At 76.0% G+C, this 20,998-nt stretch carries 18 protein-coding genes; 7 read left to right on the forward strand and 11 right to left on the reverse strand.

What is annotated here, in order from left to right; genetic code table 11:
• Positions 1-32 precede the first annotated feature (32 nt).
• Positions 33-1,736, forward strand: coding sequence for a diguanylate cyclase (locus tag AAHH18_RS14830; protein WP_283319546.1), 1,704 nt, complete (start codon positions 33-35; stop codon positions 1,734-1,736).
• A gap of 81 nt (positions 1,737-1,817) precedes the next feature.
• Here the strand turns inward: AAHH18_RS14830 and AAHH18_RS14835 are convergent, their stop codons facing one another.
• The 6 genes from AAHH18_RS14835 to AAHH18_RS14860 form a co-directional block, all read right to left on the reverse strand.
• Complete coding sequence (locus tag AAHH18_RS14835) at positions 1,818-3,455, reverse strand: succinic semialdehyde dehydrogenase (protein WP_343302133.1); 1,638 nt, start codon at positions 3,453-3,455, stop codon at positions 1,818-1,820.
• A 123-nt stretch (positions 3,456-3,578) separates the two neighbouring features.
• The gene (gene ptsP / locus AAHH18_RS14840; RefSeq protein ID WP_343302134.1) at positions 3,579-5,312 is read right to left on the reverse strand and encodes a phosphoenolpyruvate--protein phosphotransferase; all 1,734 of its coding nucleotides are present in this window, start codon (positions 5,310-5,312) and stop codon (positions 3,579-3,581) included.
• A 64-nt stretch (positions 5,313-5,376) separates the two neighbouring features.
• Positions 5,377-6,354, reverse strand: coding sequence for a 1-phosphofructokinase (pfkB, locus tag AAHH18_RS14845; RefSeq protein ID WP_343302135.1), 978 nt, complete (start codon positions 6,352-6,354; stop codon positions 5,377-5,379).
• Positions 6,351-7,112: a DeoR/GlpR family DNA-binding transcription regulator gene (locus AAHH18_RS14850; RefSeq protein ID WP_283319542.1), complete on the reverse strand. Its 762-nt coding sequence runs from the start codon at positions 7,110-7,112 to the stop codon at positions 6,351-6,353. Before AAHH18_RS14850 ends, pfkB begins: the two co-directional genes overlap by 4 nt.
• 158 nt (positions 7,113-7,270) lie before the next feature.
• Positions 7,271-8,395: a GuaB3 family IMP dehydrogenase-related protein gene (locus AAHH18_RS14855; protein WP_283319541.1), complete on the reverse strand. Its 1,125-nt coding sequence runs from the start codon at positions 8,393-8,395 to the stop codon at positions 7,271-7,273.
• Positions 8,396-8,461: 66 nt separating this feature from the next.
• The gene (locus AAHH18_RS14860) at positions 8,462-9,016 is read right to left on the reverse strand and encodes a type 1 glutamine amidotransferase domain-containing protein (RefSeq protein ID WP_283319540.1); all 555 of its coding nucleotides are present in this window, start codon (positions 9,014-9,016) and stop codon (positions 8,462-8,464) included.
• A gap of 211 nt (positions 9,017-9,227) precedes the next feature.
• Between AAHH18_RS14860 and AAHH18_RS14865 the strand changes: the two genes are divergently transcribed.
• Together AAHH18_RS14865 and AAHH18_RS14870 are read left to right on the forward strand one after the other, a co-directional pair.
• Complete coding sequence (locus tag AAHH18_RS14865) at positions 9,228-10,013, forward strand: exonuclease domain-containing protein (protein ID WP_283319539.1); 786 nt, start codon at positions 9,228-9,230, stop codon at positions 10,011-10,013.
• 175 nt (positions 10,014-10,188) lie between these two features.
• Positions 10,189-11,724 (forward strand): helix-turn-helix domain-containing protein, encoded by a 1,536-nt coding sequence (locus AAHH18_RS14870; protein ID WP_283321980.1) that lies wholly within the window; start codon positions 10,189-10,191, stop codon positions 11,722-11,724.
• 156 nt (positions 11,725-11,880) lie between these two features.
• Here the strand turns inward: AAHH18_RS14870 and guaB are convergent, their stop codons facing one another.
• From guaB to AAHH18_RS14885, 3 genes are all read right to left on the reverse strand, one after another.
• The gene (gene guaB / locus AAHH18_RS14875; RefSeq protein WP_343302136.1) at positions 11,881-13,410 is read right to left on the reverse strand and encodes an IMP dehydrogenase; all 1,530 of its coding nucleotides are present in this window, start codon (positions 13,408-13,410) and stop codon (positions 11,881-11,883) included.
• 68 nt (positions 13,411-13,478) lie between these two features.
• Positions 13,479-14,156, reverse strand: coding sequence for a LuxR C-terminal-related transcriptional regulator (locus AAHH18_RS14880; protein WP_283319537.1), 678 nt, complete (start codon positions 14,154-14,156; stop codon positions 13,479-13,481).
• Between the two features lie 100 nt (positions 14,157-14,256).
• A complete protein-coding gene (locus AAHH18_RS14885; RefSeq protein WP_343302137.1) occupies positions 14,257-15,438 on the reverse strand; it encodes a MerR family transcriptional regulator in 1,182 nt (393 codons plus the stop codon).
• 326 nt (positions 15,439-15,764) lie between these two features.
• On the opposite strand from AAHH18_RS14885, the gene AAHH18_RS14890 reads away from it, so the two are divergent.
• Positions 15,765-16,061 carry a WhiB family transcriptional regulator gene (locus tag AAHH18_RS14890; RefSeq protein ID WP_283319535.1) on the forward strand — a complete coding sequence of 99 codons (297 nt, stop codon included), beginning with the start codon at positions 15,765-15,767 and terminating at the stop codon, positions 16,059-16,061.
• A 240-nt stretch (positions 16,062-16,301) separates the two neighbouring features.
• On the opposite strand, the gene groES is transcribed toward AAHH18_RS14890, so the two are convergent.
• On the reverse strand, positions 16,302-16,598 hold the full coding sequence (groES, locus tag AAHH18_RS14895) for a co-chaperone GroES (protein WP_222170211.1): 297 nt from the start codon (positions 16,596-16,598) through the stop codon (positions 16,302-16,304).
• Positions 16,599-16,823: 225 nt separating this feature from the next.
• Here groES and AAHH18_RS14900 point away from each other — a divergent pair, with 225 nt between their 5' ends.
• Complete coding sequence (locus tag AAHH18_RS14900; protein WP_283319534.1) at positions 16,824-18,023, forward strand: class I SAM-dependent methyltransferase; 1,200 nt, start codon at positions 16,824-16,826, stop codon at positions 18,021-18,023.
• Positions 18,020-19,168, forward strand: coding sequence for a glutamate--cysteine ligase (locus AAHH18_RS14905; protein ID WP_283319533.1), 1,149 nt, complete (start codon positions 18,020-18,022; stop codon positions 19,166-19,168). Before AAHH18_RS14900 ends, AAHH18_RS14905 begins: the two co-directional genes overlap by 4 nt.
• 19 nt (positions 19,169-19,187) lie before the next feature.
• Here AAHH18_RS14905 and tsaD read toward each other — a convergent pair whose 3' ends face one another.
• The gene (gene tsaD / locus AAHH18_RS14910; protein ID WP_283319532.1) at positions 19,188-20,246 is read right to left on the reverse strand and encodes a tRNA (adenosine(37)-N6)-threonylcarbamoyltransferase complex transferase subunit TsaD; all 1,059 of its coding nucleotides are present in this window, start codon (positions 20,244-20,246) and stop codon (positions 19,188-19,190) included.
• A gap of 105 nt (positions 20,247-20,351) precedes the next feature.
• Here tsaD and AAHH18_RS14915 point away from each other — a divergent pair, with 105 nt between their 5' ends.
• The gene (locus AAHH18_RS14915) at positions 20,352-20,987 is read left to right on the forward strand and encodes a malonic semialdehyde reductase (protein ID WP_283319531.1); all 636 of its coding nucleotides are present in this window, start codon (positions 20,352-20,354) and stop codon (positions 20,985-20,987) included.
• The last annotated feature ends 11 nt before the right edge of the window (positions 20,988-20,998 follow it).

The raw sequence follows: 20,998 nt of genomic DNA on the forward strand, positions 1-20,998 counted from the left end.
AGGCCCCCGGCGGGGTACCCGATACCACCGGTATGACGACTGCCCGAGCGGCGCAGCCGGGTGGCCTTCCCGACTGGCGCTCGGAGCTCGACCGGATCGACCGGCTCTGCGACGCAGCCCCCGCACTCTGCGTCGCCGCCCTGCCCGACCTGCTGGACCGGGCACAGGCGGAGGGCGCCGTGCCGGTGGAGATCGAGCTCGAGTACAACGGCGGCTGGGCGCACCACCTCGTAGGGGACGACGCGCTGGCACTCGCCGCGATGGAGCGCGCCCTCGCGCTGGCGACGTCCCACGGCCTGCGCCCCTGGGAGGGCCGGGTGCTGCAGGGGCTCGCGGCGGTCTACAACGGGTTCGGCGACAACCTCTCGGCCCTGGAGTTCCTCGAGCGGTCGCTCGCGATCCGCCGCGAGCTCGACGACACCGAGGGCCTCGCCGCCGCGCTGAACAACCTCGCGGACACGTACATCTCGATGGGCCGGTTCCCGGAGAAGGCCCGCGAGCTCCTCGACGAGGCCGCGACGCTCTGGCCGCTGCTCGACCGCCCCGACGGCACCTGCGCCACGCTGTCCGGCCTGGCCAAGCTCGACACCGACGAGTCCGAGGCCCTCGCGTCGGCCGACCCGGCGCGCGCCCGGGTGCTGGCCGACCGCGCCGTCTCCCTCGCGACCCGCGGCATGCTCGCCGCGCAGGACGGCAACCCGCGCATGGCCGCCGAGGCGCAGATCCGCCTCGCCCGCGCGCACATGGCCCGCGGCGACCTCGCCGCCGCCGACCGGGCGCTCGAGGACGTCGCGGCGGTGCTGCCGGAGGTGGCCGCCCGGTACCTGACCATCCGCTACCACGCCGCGCACGGCCGTCTCCGGCGGCTGCGCGGGGACCACGCCGCGGCCCGCGCCACCCTCTCCGCCGGCCTGCTGCTGACCGAGCAGACGCTGCGCCCGATGGAGCGGGCGGACCTGCTGCTCGAGCTGGTCCAGGTGCACGAGGACACCGGCGACCTGCGCGCGGCGCTGGAGACCCACCGCCGCTACCACGAGGCCGTCATGCTGCAGCGCGACGCCGCCGCCGAGCGCCGCGGCATCGTCGTCAACGCCCAGCTCGAGGTGGAGCGCGTGCGCCAGTCCCGGGACCAGGCGCGCAAGCGGCTCGCGGAGCTCGCGGCCCTCAACGAGACGCTCCAGCACGACGCCGCGCACGACCCGCTGACCGGGCTGCTCAACCGCCGCGGCCTCGACGCGATCCTCGCCGCCCGGCTCGGGCAGGAGGAGTCGCTCGCCTACGTCGTCGCGGACATCGACCTGTTCAAGGCCGTCAACGACCAGCACTCCCACCCGGTCGGCGACGAGGTGCTGCGTCGCGTCGCCCAGATCATGACCGGGGCGGTCCGCGTCGGCGACGTCGTGGCGCGCATCGGCGGCGAGGAGTTCACGCTCGTGCTGCTGGACTCGCCGCTCGAGCAGGCCCGCGCGGTGTGCGAGCGCATCCGCGGCACGATCGCCGGCTACCCGTGGCAGGAGCTGTCGCCGCAGCTCCGGGTCACGCTCAGCCTCGGCGGCGCGATGGCCGCGACCGGCGAGTCCGCCCACGCCCTGGCCGCCCGCGCCGACGCCGCGCTGTACCGGGCGAAGCGCCAGGGCCGCAACCGCGTGCACTTCTCGGAGGACCCGGAGCCGGCCTCGGCGACGGCGCTGCCCTCGCCCCCCGCCCCGCCGTCGGAGACGGTGCGGGCCGGCTGAGGCGGTCGCGCCGGCCGAGGCGGTGCGCGCCGGCCGAGGCGGTGCGCGCCGGCTGAGGCGGTCGCGCCGGCCGAGGCGGCGTCAGCGCAGCCGCAGCCGCCGCGCGAGCCGCAGCGCCGCCGTCACCTGCGCGGTCCACCGCTCCGGCGGCCCGGCGAGCACGCGGCCCGGCCCCGCCGGCGGCAGGACGGCGCGCCCCGCGAGCCGCACCCCGTGCACGCCGCGCTGGACCGCGACCGTGCGCGTCACGGTCAGCGCCAGCAGGCCCTCGCGGCCGTGCCGCCGGCCCCAGCCGGAGTCCCCCCGGCCGCCCTGCGGGGCGGCGACCGAGCCCCACGACGCCTGGTAGCCGTCGTTGACGGCGACGGAGCCCGCCCGCAGCCGCGCGGCGAGCGCCTGCCCCCGGCGCGCGGACCGCGTCCAGATGCTCGCGTGCAGCGCGGACGACGAGTCGTCGGCCGCCGCGACCGCCTCGTCGTCCGACGCGACCCGCTGCACCGCCACGACGGGCCCGAACGTCTCCTCCCGGAACGCCCGGGCCTGGGCGCCCACGCCCTCGAGCACGGTCGGCTCGTACACGTACGGTCCCACGTCCGTCCGGTGCCGCCCCCCGGCCAGGACCCGCGCGCCGCCCGACAGGGCGTCCTCCACGTGCTCCACCACGCGGGCGAGCTGCTCCGCGGAGGTCAGGGACCCGACATCCGACCGGTAGTCCAGCCCCACGCCGATCCGCAGCGCGCGCGTGCGCCGCACGAACGCCGCCAGGAACGCGTCCGCGACGGCCTCGTGCACCAGCAGCCGCTCCACCGACACGCACAGCTGGCCCGTGCCGCCGAAGCACGCCCGCACCGCCCCCTCGGCCGCGGCCTCCACGTCCACGTCGTCCGCCACGTACATCGCGTTCTTGCCGCCGAGCTCCAGCGTCGTGGGCACCAGCCGCTCCCCCGCGCGCGCCGCGACCACCCGACCGGTGGCCGTGGACCCGGTGAACACCAGGTGGTCGACGTGGTCGGCGACGGCCGCGCCCACGACGGGTCCGTCGCCGAGCACCACCTGCACCAGCCCGGGCGGCATGCCGGCGTCCTCGAGCAGCTCCACCGCCCACAGGGCCGTCAGCGGCGTCTGCGGGTCCGGGCGCAGCAGGACGGCGTCCCCGGCCGCGAGCGCCGGCAGCACGTCGCCGAGCGTCAGGCTGAGGGGGTAGTTCCACGGCGCGACGACGCCGACCACCCCGACCGGGTCGTGCCGGACCCGCACCGACGTGAGCCCCGGGACCAGCCCCGGCCGTCGCTCGGTTGCGAGCAGCGCCGGCGCCCGCAGGCCCAGGTGCCGGGCGACGAGCGCGACGTCCGCGACCTCCTCGAACGCCGAGGCGCGCGCCTTGCCGTTCTCCAGCTGCACCAGGTCCAGCACGTCGCTCTGCCGGGACAGCAGCAGGTCGTGCACGCGCAGCAGCAGGCCCGCGCGCCGCCGCGCGGGGACGGCCGCCCACCGGCGCTGCGCGGCCCGGGCGGCGCGCGCGGCGCGGGCGACGTCGTCGGGCGTGGACACGGGCAGCGTCGCCAGGGGCGCCCGGGTCCAGGGCGCGTGGTGCGTCGCGGTGCCCGCACCGGGCGACGTCACCACCCGCCGGGCGAGGTCGCGCAGGTCGTCCGGCTCGAGCACCAGGGTGGCGAGCGGGTCGGTCTCCGGGTCCAGGACGCCGTGGTCGGGCACCATGCGCGCCAGGGTACGCGCGCGCCCCGCGGGAGTCGCCGGGCCGCACCGGGCCGCACCGAGGCGTGACGGGCCGCACCGGGGCCGTGCCCGCGTGCCACCGGGCCGCTCCCCGCGGCCGGCGCGTCAGAGCCCGAGCGCCGCCCGCGCCTCGGGCGTCACCCGCGCCGTGACCGCCGCCCGCGCCGCCGCGGGGTCCGCCGCCGCGAGCGCCGCGTCCGCCATCTCCCGGCACTGCGCGAGGGTGTGGCGGCGCAGCGCGTACCGCACGGCGGGCAGCGCGGCCGGGGACATCGACAGGCTGGTGACGCCGAGCCCGGTGAGGACGAGCGCCATGAGCGGGTCCGACGCCGACTCCCCGCACACCCCCACGGGCCGGTCGCGCCCGGCGCCCGCCCGCGCGGTGGCGGCGACGAGCTCCAGCACGGCCGGCTGCCACGCGTCGAGCAGGTCGACGAGCTCGCCGCGCAGCCGGTCGGCGGCCATCGTGTACTGCGCCAGGTCGTTGGTGCCGAGCGAGACGAAGTCCACCTCGTCGAGCACGCCGGCGGCGCGCAGCGCGGCGGCCGGGACCTCGACCATGACGCCCGCCGTGCGCAGGCCCGCGTCCCGGGCGGCGGCGGCGAACGCCCGCGCCTCCCCCGCGGTCGCGATCATCGGGGCCATCACCCAGGGGTCCGTGCCGGTCTCGTGGCCCGCCCGCGCGAGCGCCGTGAGCTGGTCGGCCAGCAGCCCGGGCGCGGAGCGCACCAGCCGGTAGCCGCGCACGCCGAGGGCCGGGTTCTCCTCCGGGGTGAGGTTCGCGAAGGCCAGCGGCTTGTCCGCGCCCGCGTCGAGGGTCCGCACGACGACCTTGCGCCCCGGCCCGACGGCCCGGAGCACGCGCGCGTAGACCTCGGCCTGCTCGTCGACCGTCGGCGCCTGCTGCCGGCCCAGGAACAGCACCTCGGTGCGGAACAGCCCGACGCCCTCCGCGGCGGTCGCGGACAGCCGCTCCGCGTCCTCGGCGGTGCCGATGTTGGCGAGCAGCGCGACGCCGTGCCCGTCGGCGGTGGCGCCCGGCGCGGTGTCGTCCTCCAGCGCCCGCTCCGCCGCCGCGCGGGCCGCGAACGCCGCGCGCGCGTCGTCCTCGGGCTGCACGAGCACGGTGCCCGCGGCGGCGTCGACCCCGACCACCACCCCGTCGGGCAGGCCGGCGGCGCCGGCGGTGCGCACCACGCAGGGGATGCCGTTCTGCCCGGCGATGATCGCGGTGTGCCCCGTGGGGCCGCCCTCCTCGGTGACGAGCGCCAGCACCCGCTCGAGGTCGAGCGCGGCGGTGTCGGCCGGCGCCAGGTCCCGGGCGACGACGACGGACGGCTCGCGCAGCTCGGGGACGCCGGGGGCCGGCAGCCCCGCCAGGCGGGCGACCACGCGGTCCCGGACGCTGCGCAGGTCGGTCACGCGCTCGGCGAGGTAGCCACCGGCCTGCTCGAACATCGCCGCGAACTGGCCGACCACCGCGTCGAGGGCCCCGACGGCCGGCTCGCCGCCGCGCACGCGCGCGAGCACCTGGTCGCGCAGGGCCGGGTCGTCGGCCATCATCGCCGTCGCGCCCAGCACCTCGGCGACGGTCCCGCCCGCCCGGTCGGCCTGCGCGCGCAGCGCCTCGGCGACGTCCGCGAACGCGGCGACGACCGCGTCGGGCACGTCGGCCTCGGGTACGCGGGCGCCGTCCCGCACCACGGGCGCGTCGGCGGGCACGGCCGGGGCGGGCTGCACCCGCACGACGGGGCCCACGGCGACGCGCCGGCCCACCCCCACGCCGTGCAGGAGCGTCCCGGGGGCGGGAGGGGCGGTGGACTCGGTGCGCGTGCTCATGGTCTCTCCGTCGAGGTGGGGGCGAGCGGGTGCGGGGTCGGGGGCTGCGGGCCCGGGCGGGCCCTCAGAGCTCCTTGAGGGCGAGGGCCGGGTCGGGGTCGGCGACGACCGCCACCTCGCCGGGGCGGACGTCGGCGGGGCACGGGGCCTCGGTGCCGGGGAGCAGCACGGCGGCGCGTCCCCACGCCACGGCGCGCCGCAGCCGCTCGGCCGGCTCCCCGGGGGCGGCCAGGTACCCGGCGAGCGTGGAGTCGCCGGCGCCGACCGTGGAGACGGGCAGCAGCGGCGGCCCCCCGGCCCACCAGGATCCGCCACCGGTCACGAGCAGCGCGCCGTGCGCCCCGAGGCTGACGAGCACCGCGTCGGTCCCCGCGGCCCGCACGGTCGCGGCGGCGGCCAGCACGTCCCCGACGGTCACGAGGTCCCGGCCGGCGAGCTCGGCGAGCTCCTCGTCGTTGGGCTTCACGAGCGCGAGGCCGCCGTGCCGCACGGCCGCGGCCAGCGGCTCGCCGGACGTGTCGAGCACCACCGGGACGCCGTGCCGCGCACCGAGGTCGGCCACCCGCGTGAAGAACGCGTCGTCGACGCCGGCGGGCAGGCTCCCCGCGGCGACGACCGCCGTCGCTCCCGCGAGCACCTCGGCCTCCACGGCGGCGAGCAGCGCGTCGACCTCCGCGGCGGACAGCGCCGGCCCGGGGGCGTTGATCTTGGTGGTCGCGCCGCTCGACTCGGTGAGCGTGATGTTGGACCGGGTGTCGCCCGACACCGGCACGGGACGGGCGGTCACCCCCTGGGCCGCCAGCAGCGCGACGAGCTGGGCGCCGTCCGCGCCGCCCGACGGCAGCACGGCGCAGGTCGCGACGCCGTGCACCGCGAGCGCCCGGGACACGTTGATCGCCTTGCCGCCGGGGTGCTGGTGCGTGCCGACCGCCCGGTTGACCTCGCCGGGCAGCAGGACGTCGAGGTCGAGCGCCCGGTCCAGGCTCGGGTTGGGCGTCAGGGTGACGACGCGGGGCGTCCCGGCCGCCCGCGACCCGGTCACGCCCGCACCACCCGGGGACCGGCGGCCTCGATCTCGTCGGCGACCTCGGGCTGCACGCCCGCGTCGGTCACCAGCGTGTCGACCTCCGCGAGCGGTGCGACGTGCGCGAAGTCCTCCCGGCCGAGCTTGCTGTGGTCGGCCAGCACCACGATGCGGCGCGCGGCCTGCACCAGCGCCCGCTTGACCGCGGCCTCCGCGAGGTCGGGCGTCGTGAGCCCGTGCTCGACGCTCAGCCCGTTGGTCCCGAGGAACGCCACGTCGGCCCGGATGTCGGCGAGCTCGCGCAGCGCCCAGGTGCCGACCGCGGCGAGGGTGCGACCACGCACCGTCCCGCCGACCAGGTGCAGCGTGATGCCGGGGCGGGTGGCCAGCACGGTGGCGACCGGCAGCGCGTGCGTGACGACGGTGAGCTCGCGGTCGGCCGGCAGGAGCTCCGCCAGCCGGACGGTGGTCGTGCCGGCGTCGAGGATCAGCGAGCCGCCGTCGGGCAGCTCGTCGAGCGCGGCCTTGGCGATGCGGTCCTTCTCCCCCGCGAGCAGGCCCTCGCGCTGGGCGAGACCGGGCTCGAACCCGAGCTGCTCGACGGGGATGGCGCCGCCGTGCACGCGCCGGACCAGGCCGTGGCGCTCCAGCACCGTCAGGTCGCGGCGGACCGTCTCCGGCGTGACGTCGAGCCGGGCGGCCAGCGACGCGACGTCGACCCTCCCGTCGCGCCGCGCGGCGGCGAGGATCTGCTGCTGGCGCTCGGTTGCGTACACGTCCGCTCCGTCGGGGTCCCGTGCCGTCGGGTGTCGCCCGGCGGCGGTGCGGGTCCAGCATGGCGCAGGTCAGGCCCGAAACGCAAGCAAACAAACCGACTCGGGCGCGGATCCACACACATCCGGGCAGGAACGGGCAACCGCCCCGCCCGCCCGGCTCAGCGGGGCTGGTACGGCGAGACCACGATCTCGACGCGCTGGAACTCCTTGAGGTCCGAGTACCCGGTGGTGGCCATCGCCCGGCGGAGCGCCCCGATGAGGTTGAGCGACCCGTCGGCGGTCGACCCCGGGCCGAACAGCACCTGCTGCAGCGTCCCCGCCTGCCCGACGTGCACCCGCTCCCCGCGCGGCAGGTCCGGGTGGTGCGCCTCCGGGCCCCAGTGCCAGCCGCCGCCCGGCGCGTCCGTCGCCCGGGCGAGCGCGGCCCCGAGCATGACGGCGTCCGCCCCGCACGCGACGGCCTTCACCAGGTCGCCCGACCGGCCCACCCCGCCGTCCGCGATGACGTGCACGTACCGGCCGCCGGACTCGTCCAGGTAGTCCCGACGCGCGGCCGCGACGTCCGCGACCGCCGTGGCCATCGGGGCGTGGATCCCCAGCGAGACGCGCGTGGTGTGCGCGGCGCCGCCGCCGAACCCGACGAGGACGCCCGCCGCGCCGGTGCGCATGAGGTGCAGCGCCGCGGTGTACGTGGACGCGCCGCCGACGACCACCGGCACGTCGAGCTCGTAGATGAAGCGCTTGAGGTTCAGCGGCTCGGCCCGGCCGGAGACGTGCTCGGCCGACACGGTGGTGCCGCGGATGACGAACAGGTCGACGCCGGCGTCGACCACGTCCTTCCAGAACTCCTGCGTGCGCTGCGGGGACAGCGCGCCCGCCACCGTCACGCCGGCGTCGCGGATCTCGCCGATGCGGCGGCGGATCAGCTCCGGCTGGATCGGCGCCGCGTAGATCTCCTGCATGCGGGCGGTCGCCTCGTCGGCCGGGAGCTCGGCGATCCGGGCCAGCAGCGGCTCGGGGTCCTCGTAGCGGGTCCACAGCCCCTCGAGGTCGAGCACCCCCAGGCCGCCCGCGCGGCCGAGCGCGACGGCCGTGGCCGGGCTCATGACCGAGTCCATCGGCGCCGCCAGCACCGGCAGGTCGAAGTGGTAGGCGTCGATCTGCCAGCCGACCGAGACCTCCTCCGGGTCCCGCGTGCGCCGGGAGGGCACCACGGCGATGTCGTCGAAGGAGTACGCGCGCCGCCCCCGCTTGCCGCGGCCGATCTCGATCTCGTTGCTCACCGGCCCAGGTTACCGGCGTGGGCGCCCCCGGTGCCGGGCGCGCCCACGCCGGAGCAGCGGGGCGGGTCAGCCCGCGACCGCCTCCACGACCGCCGCGCAGAACGCGGGCAGGTCGTCGGGGTTGCGGGACGTGATGAGGGTGCTGCCGCCCGCCTGCGACACGACAACCTCGCGGTCCACCCAGTCGGCGCCGGCGTTGCGCAGGTCGGTCGCCAGGCTCGGGTACGACGTGAGCGTGACGCCGTCCACGACGCCCGCCTCGATCAGCGTCCACGGGCCGTGGCAGATCGCCGCGACCGGCTTGCCCGCGCCGACCACCGCGCGCACGAGCGCCTGCGCGCCCTCCTGCGTGCGCAGGGTGTCGGCGTTGACGGTGCCGCCCGGGATGACGAGGGCGTCGACGTCGTCCGCCGACACCTGGTCGAGCGTGCGGTCCACCGGGTACTCGCCGCCCGGGTCGAGGTCGTTGTTGACGGCGCTCACCGTGCCCGCCTCCGCGGACACCAGCACGGGCGTGCCGCCCTCGTCGACCACGGCCTGCCAGGGCGCGGTCAGCTCGGGCTCCTCGATGCCCTTGCTGCTGGTCAGGAACGCGACGGTCCGGCCGGTCAGGCGTGCCATGACGTCTCCTCTCGGTGGGTGCTCCCCGCTGTCCGCGGGCTCCTCCCACCCTCACCCCCGCGGGGCCGGGCCGCATCTCGCCGGGCGGCGCGGGCCGTCTGGCACGGCCCGGGCCGTGACAGGACGTGGCAGGCCGCGACAGGCCGGGGCCGGTTCCCCGGCCGCGTGGGTGGCCGGTGCGATGCTGACGGGGCAGGAAGGAGGACGACGCATGACCTGGACGGACGGGCCCCTGCTGGGCTTCGACACGGAGACCACCGGCGTCGACGTGGACCGCGACCGCATCGTCACCGCGGCACTGGTCCGGCGGGACGCGGCCGGCACGCACGTCCGGACGTGGCTGATCGACCCGGGCGTGCCGATCCCCGAGGCCGCGAGCGCGATCCACGGCATCAGCACCGAGCACGCGCGTGCGCACGGCTCGGCGCCGCGACCGGCGCTGGACGAGATCGCGGACGCCATCGCGGGTGCCGTCCGCGACGGGGTGCCCGTGGTCGCCTACAACGCGTCGTTCGACCTGTGCCTGCTGGAGGCCGAGCTGCGTCGCCACCACCTGCCCACCGTGGAGGACCGCCTCGACGGCGAGCTGCGGCCGGTGATCGACCCGCTGGTGCTGGACCGCGCGGAGGACCGGTACCGCAGGGGCAAGCGCAAGCTGGTGGACCTGTGCGGCGTCTACCAGGTGGTCGACACCGGCAGCCTGCACACCGCCGACGTCGACGTGGTCGCCACGCTCGACGTCCTGGAGCGGATCGTCGGCCGGTTCCCGCACCTCGGGGACCTCGACCTGGTGTCCCTGCACGACTACCAGGTGACCGCGCACCGGGCGTGGGCGGAGGCCTTCAACGCCTGGCGCGACGAGCGCGGCCTGCCCGGCCCGGGCGCGGAGCACACCTGGCCCAGCCGCGGTCGCCGGCCCCTGGCCCCGCCCGTGCACGACCCGGCCCGCGACCTGCGGTTCGCCGGCCGCCCGGTGCAGGACACGCTGATCGCCTGACCTGCGCCGTCACCTCACCCGTGACGTCCCGCCGGCGACGGGGCGGCGTCGGACACAGGATCTCCCCATCCTGCGGTGCGCCGATATCTCATCCATGAGATACGTTCGGTCGGTGACCACGACTTCCGAGACCGCGACCGGCACGATCCCCGCCGTCCCCGCGCCCAACTCCCCCGTGACTCCCACGCTCCCCGAGCAGCTCGCCCACGTGGGCTCGCTCGTCCGGTCCGCCCGCCGCCACCGCGGCCTCACGCAGACCCAGCTCGCCGAGCTCCTCGGCACCAGCCAGTCCGCCGTCCACCGCATCGAGCAGGGCTCCCAGAACCTCAGCCTCGACATGCTCACGCGCATCGGCGCGGCGCTCGACGCCCCCATCGTGACCCTCGGCGGCCCCCAGCACACCCACCTGCGCGTGCAGGGCGGCGTCCGCCTCGAGGGACGGCTCGACGTCAACACCTCCAAGAACGGCGCCGTCGCGCTGCTGTGCGCCTCGCTGCTCAACCGCGGCACCACGCGCCTGCGCAACGTCGCCCGGATCGTCGAGGTGGACCGCATCGTCGACGTGCTGCGGTCCGTCGGCGTCCGCGCCACGTGGTCGAACGACGGCCACGACCTCGAGATCGTCGTGCCGAAGGACCTCGACCTCGAGGCCATCGACGTCGACGCCGCCCGCCGCACCCGCTCGATCATCATGTTCTTCGGCCCGCTGCTCGGGCAGCACGACGAGTTCCGGCTGCCGTACGCCGGCGGGTGCGACCTCGGCTCCCGCACCGTCGAGCCGCACATGATCGCCCTGCGCCCGTTCGGCCTGTCCGTCACCGCCAGCGGCGGCCGCTACCTGGCCCGCGTCACCGACCCGGGCACGGAGAACCTGTCGATCGTGCTGACCGAGCGCGGCGACACCGTCACCGAGAACGCCCTCATGGCCGCCGCCCGGCGCCCCGGCGTCACGACCATCCGCAACGCCAGCCCCAACTACATGGTCCAGGACCTGTGCTTCTTCCTGGAGCTGCTGGGCGTGCGGGTCGACGGCATCGGGACCACCACGCTCACCGTGCACGGCAAGGCGGAGATCGACGCCGACGTGGAGTACGCGGTGTCCGAGGACCCGGTCGAGGCGATGAGCCTGCTCACCGCCGGCATCGTCACCGGCTCGGAGATCACCGTCGGCCGCGTGCCGATCGAGTTCATGGAGATCGAGCTCGCGACGCTCTCCGAGATGGGCCTGCGGTACACGCTGTCGCCGGAGTACACCGCCCACAACGGCCGCACCCGGCTCGTGGACATCACCGTGCACCCGAGCGACCTGCGCGCGCCGCTCGACAAGATCCACCCGATGCCGTTCCCCGGCCTCAACATCGACAACCTGCCGTTCTTCGCGGTCATCGCCGCGTGCGCGACGGGCTCGACGCTCGTGCACGACTGGGTGTACGAGGGCCGGGCGATCCACCTGACGGACCTCACCCGGCTCGGCGCCGACGTGCGCCTGCTCGACGCGCACCGGCTGCAGGTGTCCGGCCCCACGCACTGGTCCGGCGCGGAGGTGTCGTGCCCGCCCGCGCTGCGGCCCGCCGTGGTGATCCTGCTGGCGATGCTCGCCGCCAAGGGCACGAGCGTGCTGCGCAACGTCGACATCATCGCCCGCGGGTACGAGCAGCTGCAGGAGCGGCTGGTCGAGCTGGGCGCGCAGATCGAGACCTTCCGCGACTGACCGCCGACGCGACGGGGCCGGGTGCACGCGCACCCGGCCCCGTCCGCGTCCGCCCGAGGCGGCCGCGAGGTCGTCAGTCCCGGCCGAGGTCGTCAGCTCGGCATGACGACCTCGGCCGCACGTGACGACCTCGCGGCGGGACGCGCGGCGCGCGGGTCAGCGCACCGTGTAGTTCGGGGACTCCGAGATCATCTGGACGTCGTGCGGGTGGCTCTCCTTGAGGCCCGCCGGCGTGATGCGGACGAACCTCCCGCGCTGCTGCAGCTGCGGGATCGTGCGCGCGCCGACGTAGAACATCGACTGGTGCAGGCCGCCGACCAGCTGGTGCGCGACCGCCGCGAGCGGGCCGCGGTACGGGACCTGGCCCTCGATGCCCTCGGTGATGATCTCGTCGTCGGTGAGGTCGCCCTGGAAGTAGCGGTCCTTTGAGTACGACCGGCGGTCCCCGCGGCTCTGCATCGCGCCGAGCGACGCCATGCCGCGGTAGCGCTTGAACTGCTTGCCGTTGACGAACACCAGGTCGCCCGGGGACTCGTCGCAGCCGGCGATGAGCCCGCCGACCATGACGCTGTCCGCGCCGGCCACGAGGGCCTTGGCGATGTCGCCCGAGTACTGCAGGCCGCCGTCCGCGATGACCGGGACGCCCGCCGGCTTGGCCGCCAGCGACGCCTCGTAGACCGCGGTGACCTGCGGCACGCCGACGCCCGCGACCACGCGCGTCGTGCAGATGGAGCCCGGGCCGACGCCGACCTTGACCGCGTCCACGCCCGCGTCGACCAGCGCCTGCGCGCCCTCGCGGGTCGCGATGTTGCCGCCGATGACCTGCACGTGCCGCGTGGCCGGGTCGGACTTGATGCGGCGCACCATGTCGAGCATGAGCCGGGCGTGGCCGTTGGCGGTGTCGACGACGAGCGCGTCCACGCCGGCCTCGACGAGCGCGGTCACGCGGTCCCAGGCGTCGCCGAAGAACCCGACGGCCGCGGCGACGACCAGGCGGCCGGACGCGTCCTTGGTGGCGAGCGGGTACTGCTCGGACTTCACGAAGTCCTTGACGGTGATGAGCCCCTGCAGGCGGCCGTCGGCGTCCACCAGCGGCAGCTTCTCGACCTTGTGCTTGCCGAGCAGCGCCGCGGCGTCGTCGTTCGAGATGCCGACCGGCCCGGTGACCAGCGGCATCGACGTCATCGTGTCGCGCACCCGCCGGGTGGCGAACTCGGCCGGCGGCACGAAGCGCAGGTCGCGGTTGGTGATGATGCCGAGCAGCCGGCGGTCGTCGTCCACGACCGGCAGGCCGGAGACGCGGTACTTCGCGCACAGGGCGTCGAGCTCGGCGAGCGTGGCGTCGGGACCCACGGTGACGGGGTCGGACACCATGCCGGACTCGGAGCGCTTCACGAGGTCGACCTGGTGGGCCTGCGCCTCGATCGACAGGTTGCGGTGCAGCACGCCGATGCCGCCCTGGCGGGCGAGCGCGATGGCCATGCGCGACTCGGTGACGGTGTCCATCGCGGCGGACACCAGGGGGATCGACAGGGAGATCTCACGCGTGAGGCGGGTCGTGGTGTCGACCTCGCTCGGGATGACGTCGGTCTCGCCCGGGAGGAGCAGGACGTCGTCGTAGGTGAGACCGATGAAGCCGAACGGGTCGGCAGGCGCGGCGGATCCAGGGGTACCCAGGTCGGTCATCCCCCGATGATACGGCGGTTCCCGACGGCACCCGGACGCCGGGGAGGTGACCTCCGCGACGCCCCGCGTCAGCGGATGAGGCCGCGCCGCAGGCCGATCGCGACGGCCTGCGCCCGGTCCGCCGCACCGAGCTTGCGGAACAGCCGGCGGGCGTGGGTCTTGATGGTGTCCTCGGACAGGAACAGCTCCTGGCCGATCTGGGCGTTCGACCGGCCGTTGCTCATGCCGACCAGCACCTCGACCTCGCGCTTGGTCAGCGAGACCTCGTCGCGGGACGCGCCGGCCTGCACCGGCAGCTCCGCCCGTGCGACGGCGGGCGTGGGGGCGCTGGCGACGGCACCGTGCGCCGCGACCGCGTCCGGGACGCCGGCGGGCAGCGCCGGGCTGGCGAGGATGTGGGCGGCGACCGCGGCGAGCTCCGCGCGGCCGACGTCCGGGGCGAGGTAGCCGCGCGCACCCAGGGCGATCGCCCGGTCCAGCGCGATCTCGTCGCCCGGCACCGCCAGCATGACGACCGTCGACTGGGACGGCACGGCCCGCAGCCTGCGGATCGCCTCGACCGGGCCTGGCGACGGCAGGTGCGCGTCGAGCAGCACGATCGTCGGGGGCACGCGGCGGGCGAGCGTGACCAGCTCCTCCACCGTGGCTGCGGCGCGGACCGGCGCGAGCGAGGGGACCCCCAGTGCCGTCAGGACGATGCGTTCCCGCACCGCCGTCGACCCGTGGCACACCACGACGCCAGCCATCGACCTCCGCCTTCCGCCTCTGCCCGGTCCTGGCGGACCCGGCTTCTAGGTGTATCGGCCGGATCGGGCGGGACGTTAGCGCGAACGGGTCACGGATCGGTCACCGGCAGACCGCGAGCACCTCGTGCACGAGCCCCGGGACCGTGCGCACCCGGTAGACCTCCGGCCCGCGCGGCACGGCCGGGGACGCCTCGTCGGGCACCATCGCGAAGACCGGCAGCTCCGGGTGCTGCTCGACGAGCGCCGCCAGCGTGGCGAGGTCCGGCGCGGCCTGCTCGCTCGTGAGCACGACTGCCGACGGCGACGTCATCGCGGTGATCTCCAGCAACCGGTGCCGACCGGTGGGGCCCGCGACGACGCGCGCATCCACGCCCGCGTCCGCCAGCGCGCCGGCCAGCACGTGCAGCGACAGCGGCCGCGGCTCCCCGGGCGCGGCCATCAGCAGCGCGATGCGCCGGCGCGACGGGTGCGCCGGCACCCGGCCCGAGCGGTCCCGCAGCACCGCGAGCGCGGCGGCCACCACGAGCGCGTCGGGCTCGTCGCCGGGGCGCGCCAGCACCGTGCGGGAGGCGATCCCCGCCCGGGCGGGTGCGACCAGGTCCGACCACCACCGCGTCAGGTCGGCGCCGGCGGGCAGGGCGAGCAGGCGGGCGACCTCGCCGGCGTCCGCGCGCAGCGCCGCGTCGATCACGGCGGTGGGGGTGGCGGGCCGGTCGGCGCTGGGCGGCGGCCGCAGGGCACCGAGCGACGTCACGCCGGCACCTCGGGCGACGCCCGGACCCTCCGCACCGCCGACGAGGTCGGGCACGGCGGACAGGTGCCGCACCACCGGCTCCTGCGGGGCGCCCTCCCGGGCGAGGCGCGCGGCGTCCGACGGCGGCACCCCGTCCAGCGTCAGGGCCCGCATCCTCATCAGCCGCGCCAGGTCGGCCGCGCTGTAGCGGCGGTGCGCGCCGGCGGTGTGCTCGGACGGGCCCAGGCCGTAGCGGCGGTCCCACGTGCGCAGCGTCGCGGGCGCCACCCCGAGCCGCCCCGCGACGGCGGCCACGGTCAGCGTCGGCGCGGCGTCGCCGGCGTCCGGGGCCGGCGACCCGTCCGAGCCGGTGGTCTCGTCCGGGCCGGTGGTCTCGTCCGGGTCGGCGGTCTCACCCGGGTCGGCGGTCTCACCCGGGTCGGCGGGGTCGACGGGTCCGGCGGGGTCGGCCCGCTCGGTCGCGTCGGTGGCGTGCGGGTCCACCGAAGGTGCCCGCCCCGCCGTGCCGCCGTCGTCGTCGATCTGCATCTCGCCCGTCTCGTCCGCGCCCGTCGTCCTCGCGCCCCGCCGATTCTGCCGGGGATGTGGCGCGGTTTCCACCGGCGACGGCGCGATCGGCGACCGACCCGGCGCCGGACGGTTCGCGTCGAGAACGCGTCAACGCAGGTGAGGCCCGTCACGAATCGCTTCACGCCAGATCGCGACACGGTCTTGAACAACTCCTGGCGCGGTTGTAGTGTCTCCAGCAGTGCAGTTCGACGCCGCACCAGGGACGGAGGTCCCAGAGGCGGACGGACCGCCTCACTCGCACGATCAGCCCGGTGGCTCGCGCCGCCGGAGGTATGGAGGAGCACATGGCCGAGATCTCTCGCCTCCCGGGCCCCGTGATGGAGCTCTGGGAGTGGCAGTACGAGGGCGCCTGCCGGGACGCCGACCAGGACCTGTTCTTCCACCCCGAGGGCGAGCGCGGGGCCGCGCGCCGCCGCCGCGCCGAGGCGGCCAAGGCCATCTGCGCGACCTGCCCGGTCATCAACGAGTGCCGCGAGCAGTCGCTCGCGGTCCGTGAGCCGTACGGCGTGTGGGGCGGGCTGTCCGAGGACGAGCGCGCCGCCGTCCTCGCCGCCGGCCGCACCCAGAGCCAGGTGGTCTGACCCCGGCTCCCCCTGACGTGGCGACCGCCGCGGTGCGATACCGCCCGGTCGCCGATCACGACGACGAGGCCCCCATCCGCGTGCGGAGGGGGCCTCGTCGTGCGTGCGGCGCGGTCCGGGCACGACGGGGCCCCGGACGCGGGGCCTACCCGGCGACGACCCCCGGACGCGCCGAGGCCCCCCTCCGCAGCGCGGAGAGGGGCCCCGGACGCCGGCCGGCCGCTCAGGGCCGGCGCGGTGTCACTTCGTGACGATCGCGAGGATGTCGCGGGCGGAGAGGATCAGGTACTCCTCGCCGTCGTACTTCACCTCGGTACCGCCGTACTTGCTGTAGATGACCTTGTCGCCGACGGCCACGTCGAGCGGGACGCGGTTGCCGTTGTCGTCGACACGGCCCGGGCCGACCGCCAGGACCTCGCCCTCCTGGGGCTTCTCCTTGGCGCTGTCCGGGATGACCAGACCGGAGGCGGTCGTCTGCTCCGCCTCGAGCGTCTTGACGACGATGCGGTCCTCGAGCGGCTTGATGGAGACCGACACAGCGGACCTCCCCTTCGCGTGTGAGTGCTGCCTGATGTCCGTTGCCGCACCGTGCTCACGGCCGGCCGTCGTCGCGGGTGCCGGCGGCCGTGCGGGGCGGTTGGCACTCCCGGTACGAGAGTGCCGATCAGCACTCTAGGAACCCGTTAGCACTCGGTCAAGGCGAGTGCCAACGACGACCCCGTGCGCCGCGTCCGCGTGGGCGCGTCGTGCGAGGATCGCGGCATGGACGCGTCCGGCCTCGCCAAGCTGCTCAGCCCCGAGGGCTGGGCCCTGCTGTCGGCGCTGCCCCCCTACGACGAGCAGCACGCGATGGCGCTGTCGGAGCGGCTGCGGCGCGACGGGTTCCCCGCGGACCTCGTCGCGGCCGCGCTCACGCAGTCCCGGCTGCGCGCACGGGCGCACGCGAAGCTCGGCGAGTTCGCCGACGGCATGCTGTTCACGCCCGCCGGGCTGGAGCAGGCCACCCGCCTGGTCGTCGCGGCGCAGCACGCCCGCCGGTACCAGGCCGCGGGCGTGCAGCGCGTGGCGGACCTCACGTCCGGGATCGGTGCGGACGCGATGGCGTTCGCCGGCGTCGGCCTGCGGGTGCTGGCCGTGGACGCGGACGAGACGACCGCCGCGCTCGCGACGGTCAACCTGCGCCACTTCCCGGAGGCCGAGGTGCGCCACGGCGACGGCCTGGGCGTCGACCTGGAGGCCGAGGGCGTCGACGGCGTGTACGCCGACCCCGCGCGGCGCACGGCGGGCGGCAGCCGGGTGTTCGACCCCGCGGCGTACGCCCCGCCGCTGGACGCCGTGCTGGCCCTGCGGGCCCGCGTGCCCGCGCTCGGCCTCAAGCTCGGGCCCGGCGTCCCGCACAGCGCGCTGCCGGACGACGCCGAGGCGCAGTGGGTGTCCGTGGACGGCGACGTCGTCGAGCTCGGGCTGTGGTTCGGCCCGCTCGCCCCGGAGGGACCGGGACGGTCCGCGCTCCTGCTCGGGGGCTCCGGCGGGTCCGTGCTGCTGCGCGGCGGCGACGCGACCGCCGACCCGCACCCTCCCGTGGGCCCGGTCGGCGCGTACCTGTACGAGCCCGACGGTGCGGTGATCCGCGCCGGGCTGGTGGCGGAGGTCGTCGCCGGCGTGCAGGGCCGGCTGCTGGACCGCACCATCGCCTACGTGACCTCGGACGCGCTGCACGCCACGCCGTTCGCGACGGCCTACCGCGTGCTGGACGACCTGCCGTTCGGCCTCAAGCGGCTGCGGGCGTACCTGCGCGAGCGGGACGTCGGCGCGCTGACGATCAAGAAGCGCGGCACCGCGGTCGTGCCCGAGCAGCTCCGGCGCCAGCTCGACCTGCGGGGCTCCGTCCCCGCGACGATCGTGCTGACCCGGGTCGCCGGGCAGCAGCAGGTGCTGCTCGTCGAGCCGGTCGGCGCATGACGGCGCCGGCGCGGCTGCCGTTCGCGCGGTCGGAGCGGTCCACCGTCGGCATCGAGTGGGAGCTCGCGCTCGTCGACGCCGACTCCGGCGACCTCCGGCAGGTCGCCAGCACGGTGCTCGACGCGGTGCGGCCCGCGGACGGCGCCGAGCACCCGGCCATCAAGCAGGAGCTGCTGCTCAACACCGTCGAGGTGGTCTCCGGCGTCTGCCGGACGGTCGGCGAGGCGGGCGCCGACCTGCAGCGCGCGATCGACGAGGTCCGCACCGTCACGGACCCGCTGCGCGTCGAGCTCATGAGCGCGGGCACGCACCCGTTCGCCCGCTGGGCGCAGCAGAAGGTCACCGACAAGGAGCGGTACGCCACGCTCATCGACCGCACGCAGTGGTGGGGCCGCCAGATGCTCATCTACGGCGTGCACGTGCACGTCGGCATCGAGGACCGCGCCAAGGTGCTGCCGATCTCCCGGGCGCTGCTGACCTGCTTCGCGCACCTGCAGTCGCTGTCGGCCTCCAGCCCGTTCTGGGGCGGCAAGGACACCGGGTACGCGTCCAACCGGGCCCTGATGTTCCAGCAGCTGCCCACGGCGGGGCTGCCGTTCCAGTTCGAGCAGTGGGAGCAGCTCGAGGCGTACGTCGGCGACATGCTCCACACCGGCGTGATCGACGCGTTCGACGAGGTGCGCTGGGACGTGCGCCCGTCCCCGCGGTTCGGCACGGTCGAGACCCGCATCTGCGACGGCTCCCCCACCCTGCTGGAGGTCACGGCGCTCGCCGCCCTCACGCACTGCCTGGTGGAGCACTTCTCGACGCTGCTCGACAGCGGGCGGACGCTGCCGACGATCCCGCCGTGGTTCGCCCAGGAGAACAAGTGGCGCTCGGCCCGCTACGGCATGGACGCCATCATCATCACCGACGCCGCCGGCGAGGAGGAGCTCGTCACCGACGCGGTCGCGCGGCTGCTGCGCGACCTGGAGCCCGTGGCCGAGCGCCTGGGCTGCGCGGCCGAGCTGGACGCGGTGCGGGTCATCCTCCGCAAGGGCGCGTCGTACCAGCGGCAGCGGGCCGTGGCCCGCCGGAACGCCGGGGAGCTCGACGCGGTGGTCGCGTCGCTGGTGGCCGAGATGCGGGCCGGCCGGCCGCTGTAGCCCGGCCGGGACGCCGGTCTCAGACCGTCACGGTCTCCAGCGGCATCGTCGAGTCCACGCCGATGCCGAAGTCCGAGGCGGGGAGCCCGCGCCGGACCACCGCGGCCCCGAGCGCGGCGATCATCGCGCCGTTGTCGGTGCAGTACCGGATGGGCGGGATGCGCAGCTCGATGCCGGCCTCCGCGCAGCGCTCGGCCGCGAGGTCGCGCAGCTGGGAGTTGGCGGAGAACCCGCCGCCGACGACGAGCGTGTCCACGCCGTGCCGCCGGCACGCCGCGATGGTCTTGGCGGTGAGCACGTCGGCCACCGCGGCCGCGAACGACGCGGAGACGTCCTCCAGCGGGATCTCCTCGCCGGCGTCCTGCCGCGCCTCGACCCAGCGGGCCACGGCCGTCTTGAGCCCGGAGAACGAGAAGTCGTACGCGTGCTTCTCCTGGTCCTTCGCGGCCGTCAGCCCGCGCGGGAACCGGATCGCCGTCGGGTCGCCCTCGCGCGCCAGGCGGTCGATGTGGGGGCCGCCGGGGTACGGCAGGCCGAGCAGGCGGCCCACCTTGTCGAACGCCTCGCCCGCGGCGTCGTCGAGCGTGGAGCCCAGCTCGTGCACGCCGGTGACGACGTCGTCGACCAGCAGCAGGCTGGAGTGCCCGCCGGAGACGACGAGCGCCATGACCCGGTCGGGGAACAGGCCGTGCACGAGCTCGTCGACGGCGGCGTGGCCGATGACGTGGTTGACGCCGTACAGCGGCTTGCCGAGGCCGTAGGCGAGCGCCTTGGCGGCGGCGGTGCCGACGGTCAGCGACCCGACGAGCCCCGGGCCGGCGGTCACGGCGACCGCGTCGACGTCCGCGAGCGTCACGCCCGCCTCGTGGAGCGCGCGCTCGACGGTCGGCACCATCGCCTCGAGGTGGGCGCGGGAGGCGATCTCGGGGATGATCCCGCCGAATCGCGCGTGCTCGTCCATCGAGGACGCGACGGCGTCGACCAGCAGCTCGCTGCGGTCGGGGTGGGCGCGGACCAGGGCGACCCCGGTCTCGTCGCAGGACGTCTCGATCCCCAGGACGAGCGGCGCTTCGGGCATGGGGACCATCCTAGGTCGGGCTGCGGGAGCCTTCCGCGGGCGCCGTGTGACACGGTTCACTCAGGCAACCGGAATGCCCCGGATTGGTTGCGGATTCAACCAGTCATGAGCATCGACACCGCCCCGAGCGAGCTCCGCGTCCCCGCCGAGATCGCCGACCTCGTGTTCCGGTCCGCCCGCACCGTCAACAGCTTCGCCGACGGCGAGGTCACCGACGAGCAGGTCCGCGCCGTGTGGGACGTCGTCCGCTGGGGCCCCACCGCGATGAACACCCTGCCGCTGCGGCTGCTCCTCGTGCGCACCCCGGAGGCCCGCGAGCGCCTCGTGACGCACATGGCCGACGGCAACAAGGCCAAGACCCAGCTCGCGCCGCTCAGCATCGTCGTGGCCGCCGACCTCGACTTCCACGAGCACCTGCCCCGGCTCGCGCCGCACATGGCCGGCGCGCGCGACAACCTCGCCGGGGCCGAGGCGGTCCGCGAGCGCATGTCCCGTGACAACGCGTTCCTGCAGGCCGGCTACCTCATCGTCGGCCTGCGCGCGGCCGGGCTGCACGTCGGCCCGATGACCGGCTTCGACGCCGCCGGGCTCGACGCCGACCTGTTCGCCGGCACGTCGTGGCGCTCGATCATCGTCATGAACGTCGGCACCGAGCCCGCCGACCGCGAGGGCCTCGGCGTGCCCGCGTCGCACCCCCGCCAGACGCGCCTCGACTTCGAGGACGTCGCCCGCACCGTCTGAGCCGTCCCGCA

It is taken from the genome of Cellulomonas olei (assembly GCF_039548315.1).
Classification (GTDB): domain Bacteria; phylum Actinomycetota; class Actinomycetes; order Actinomycetales; family Cellulomonadaceae; genus Cellulomonas.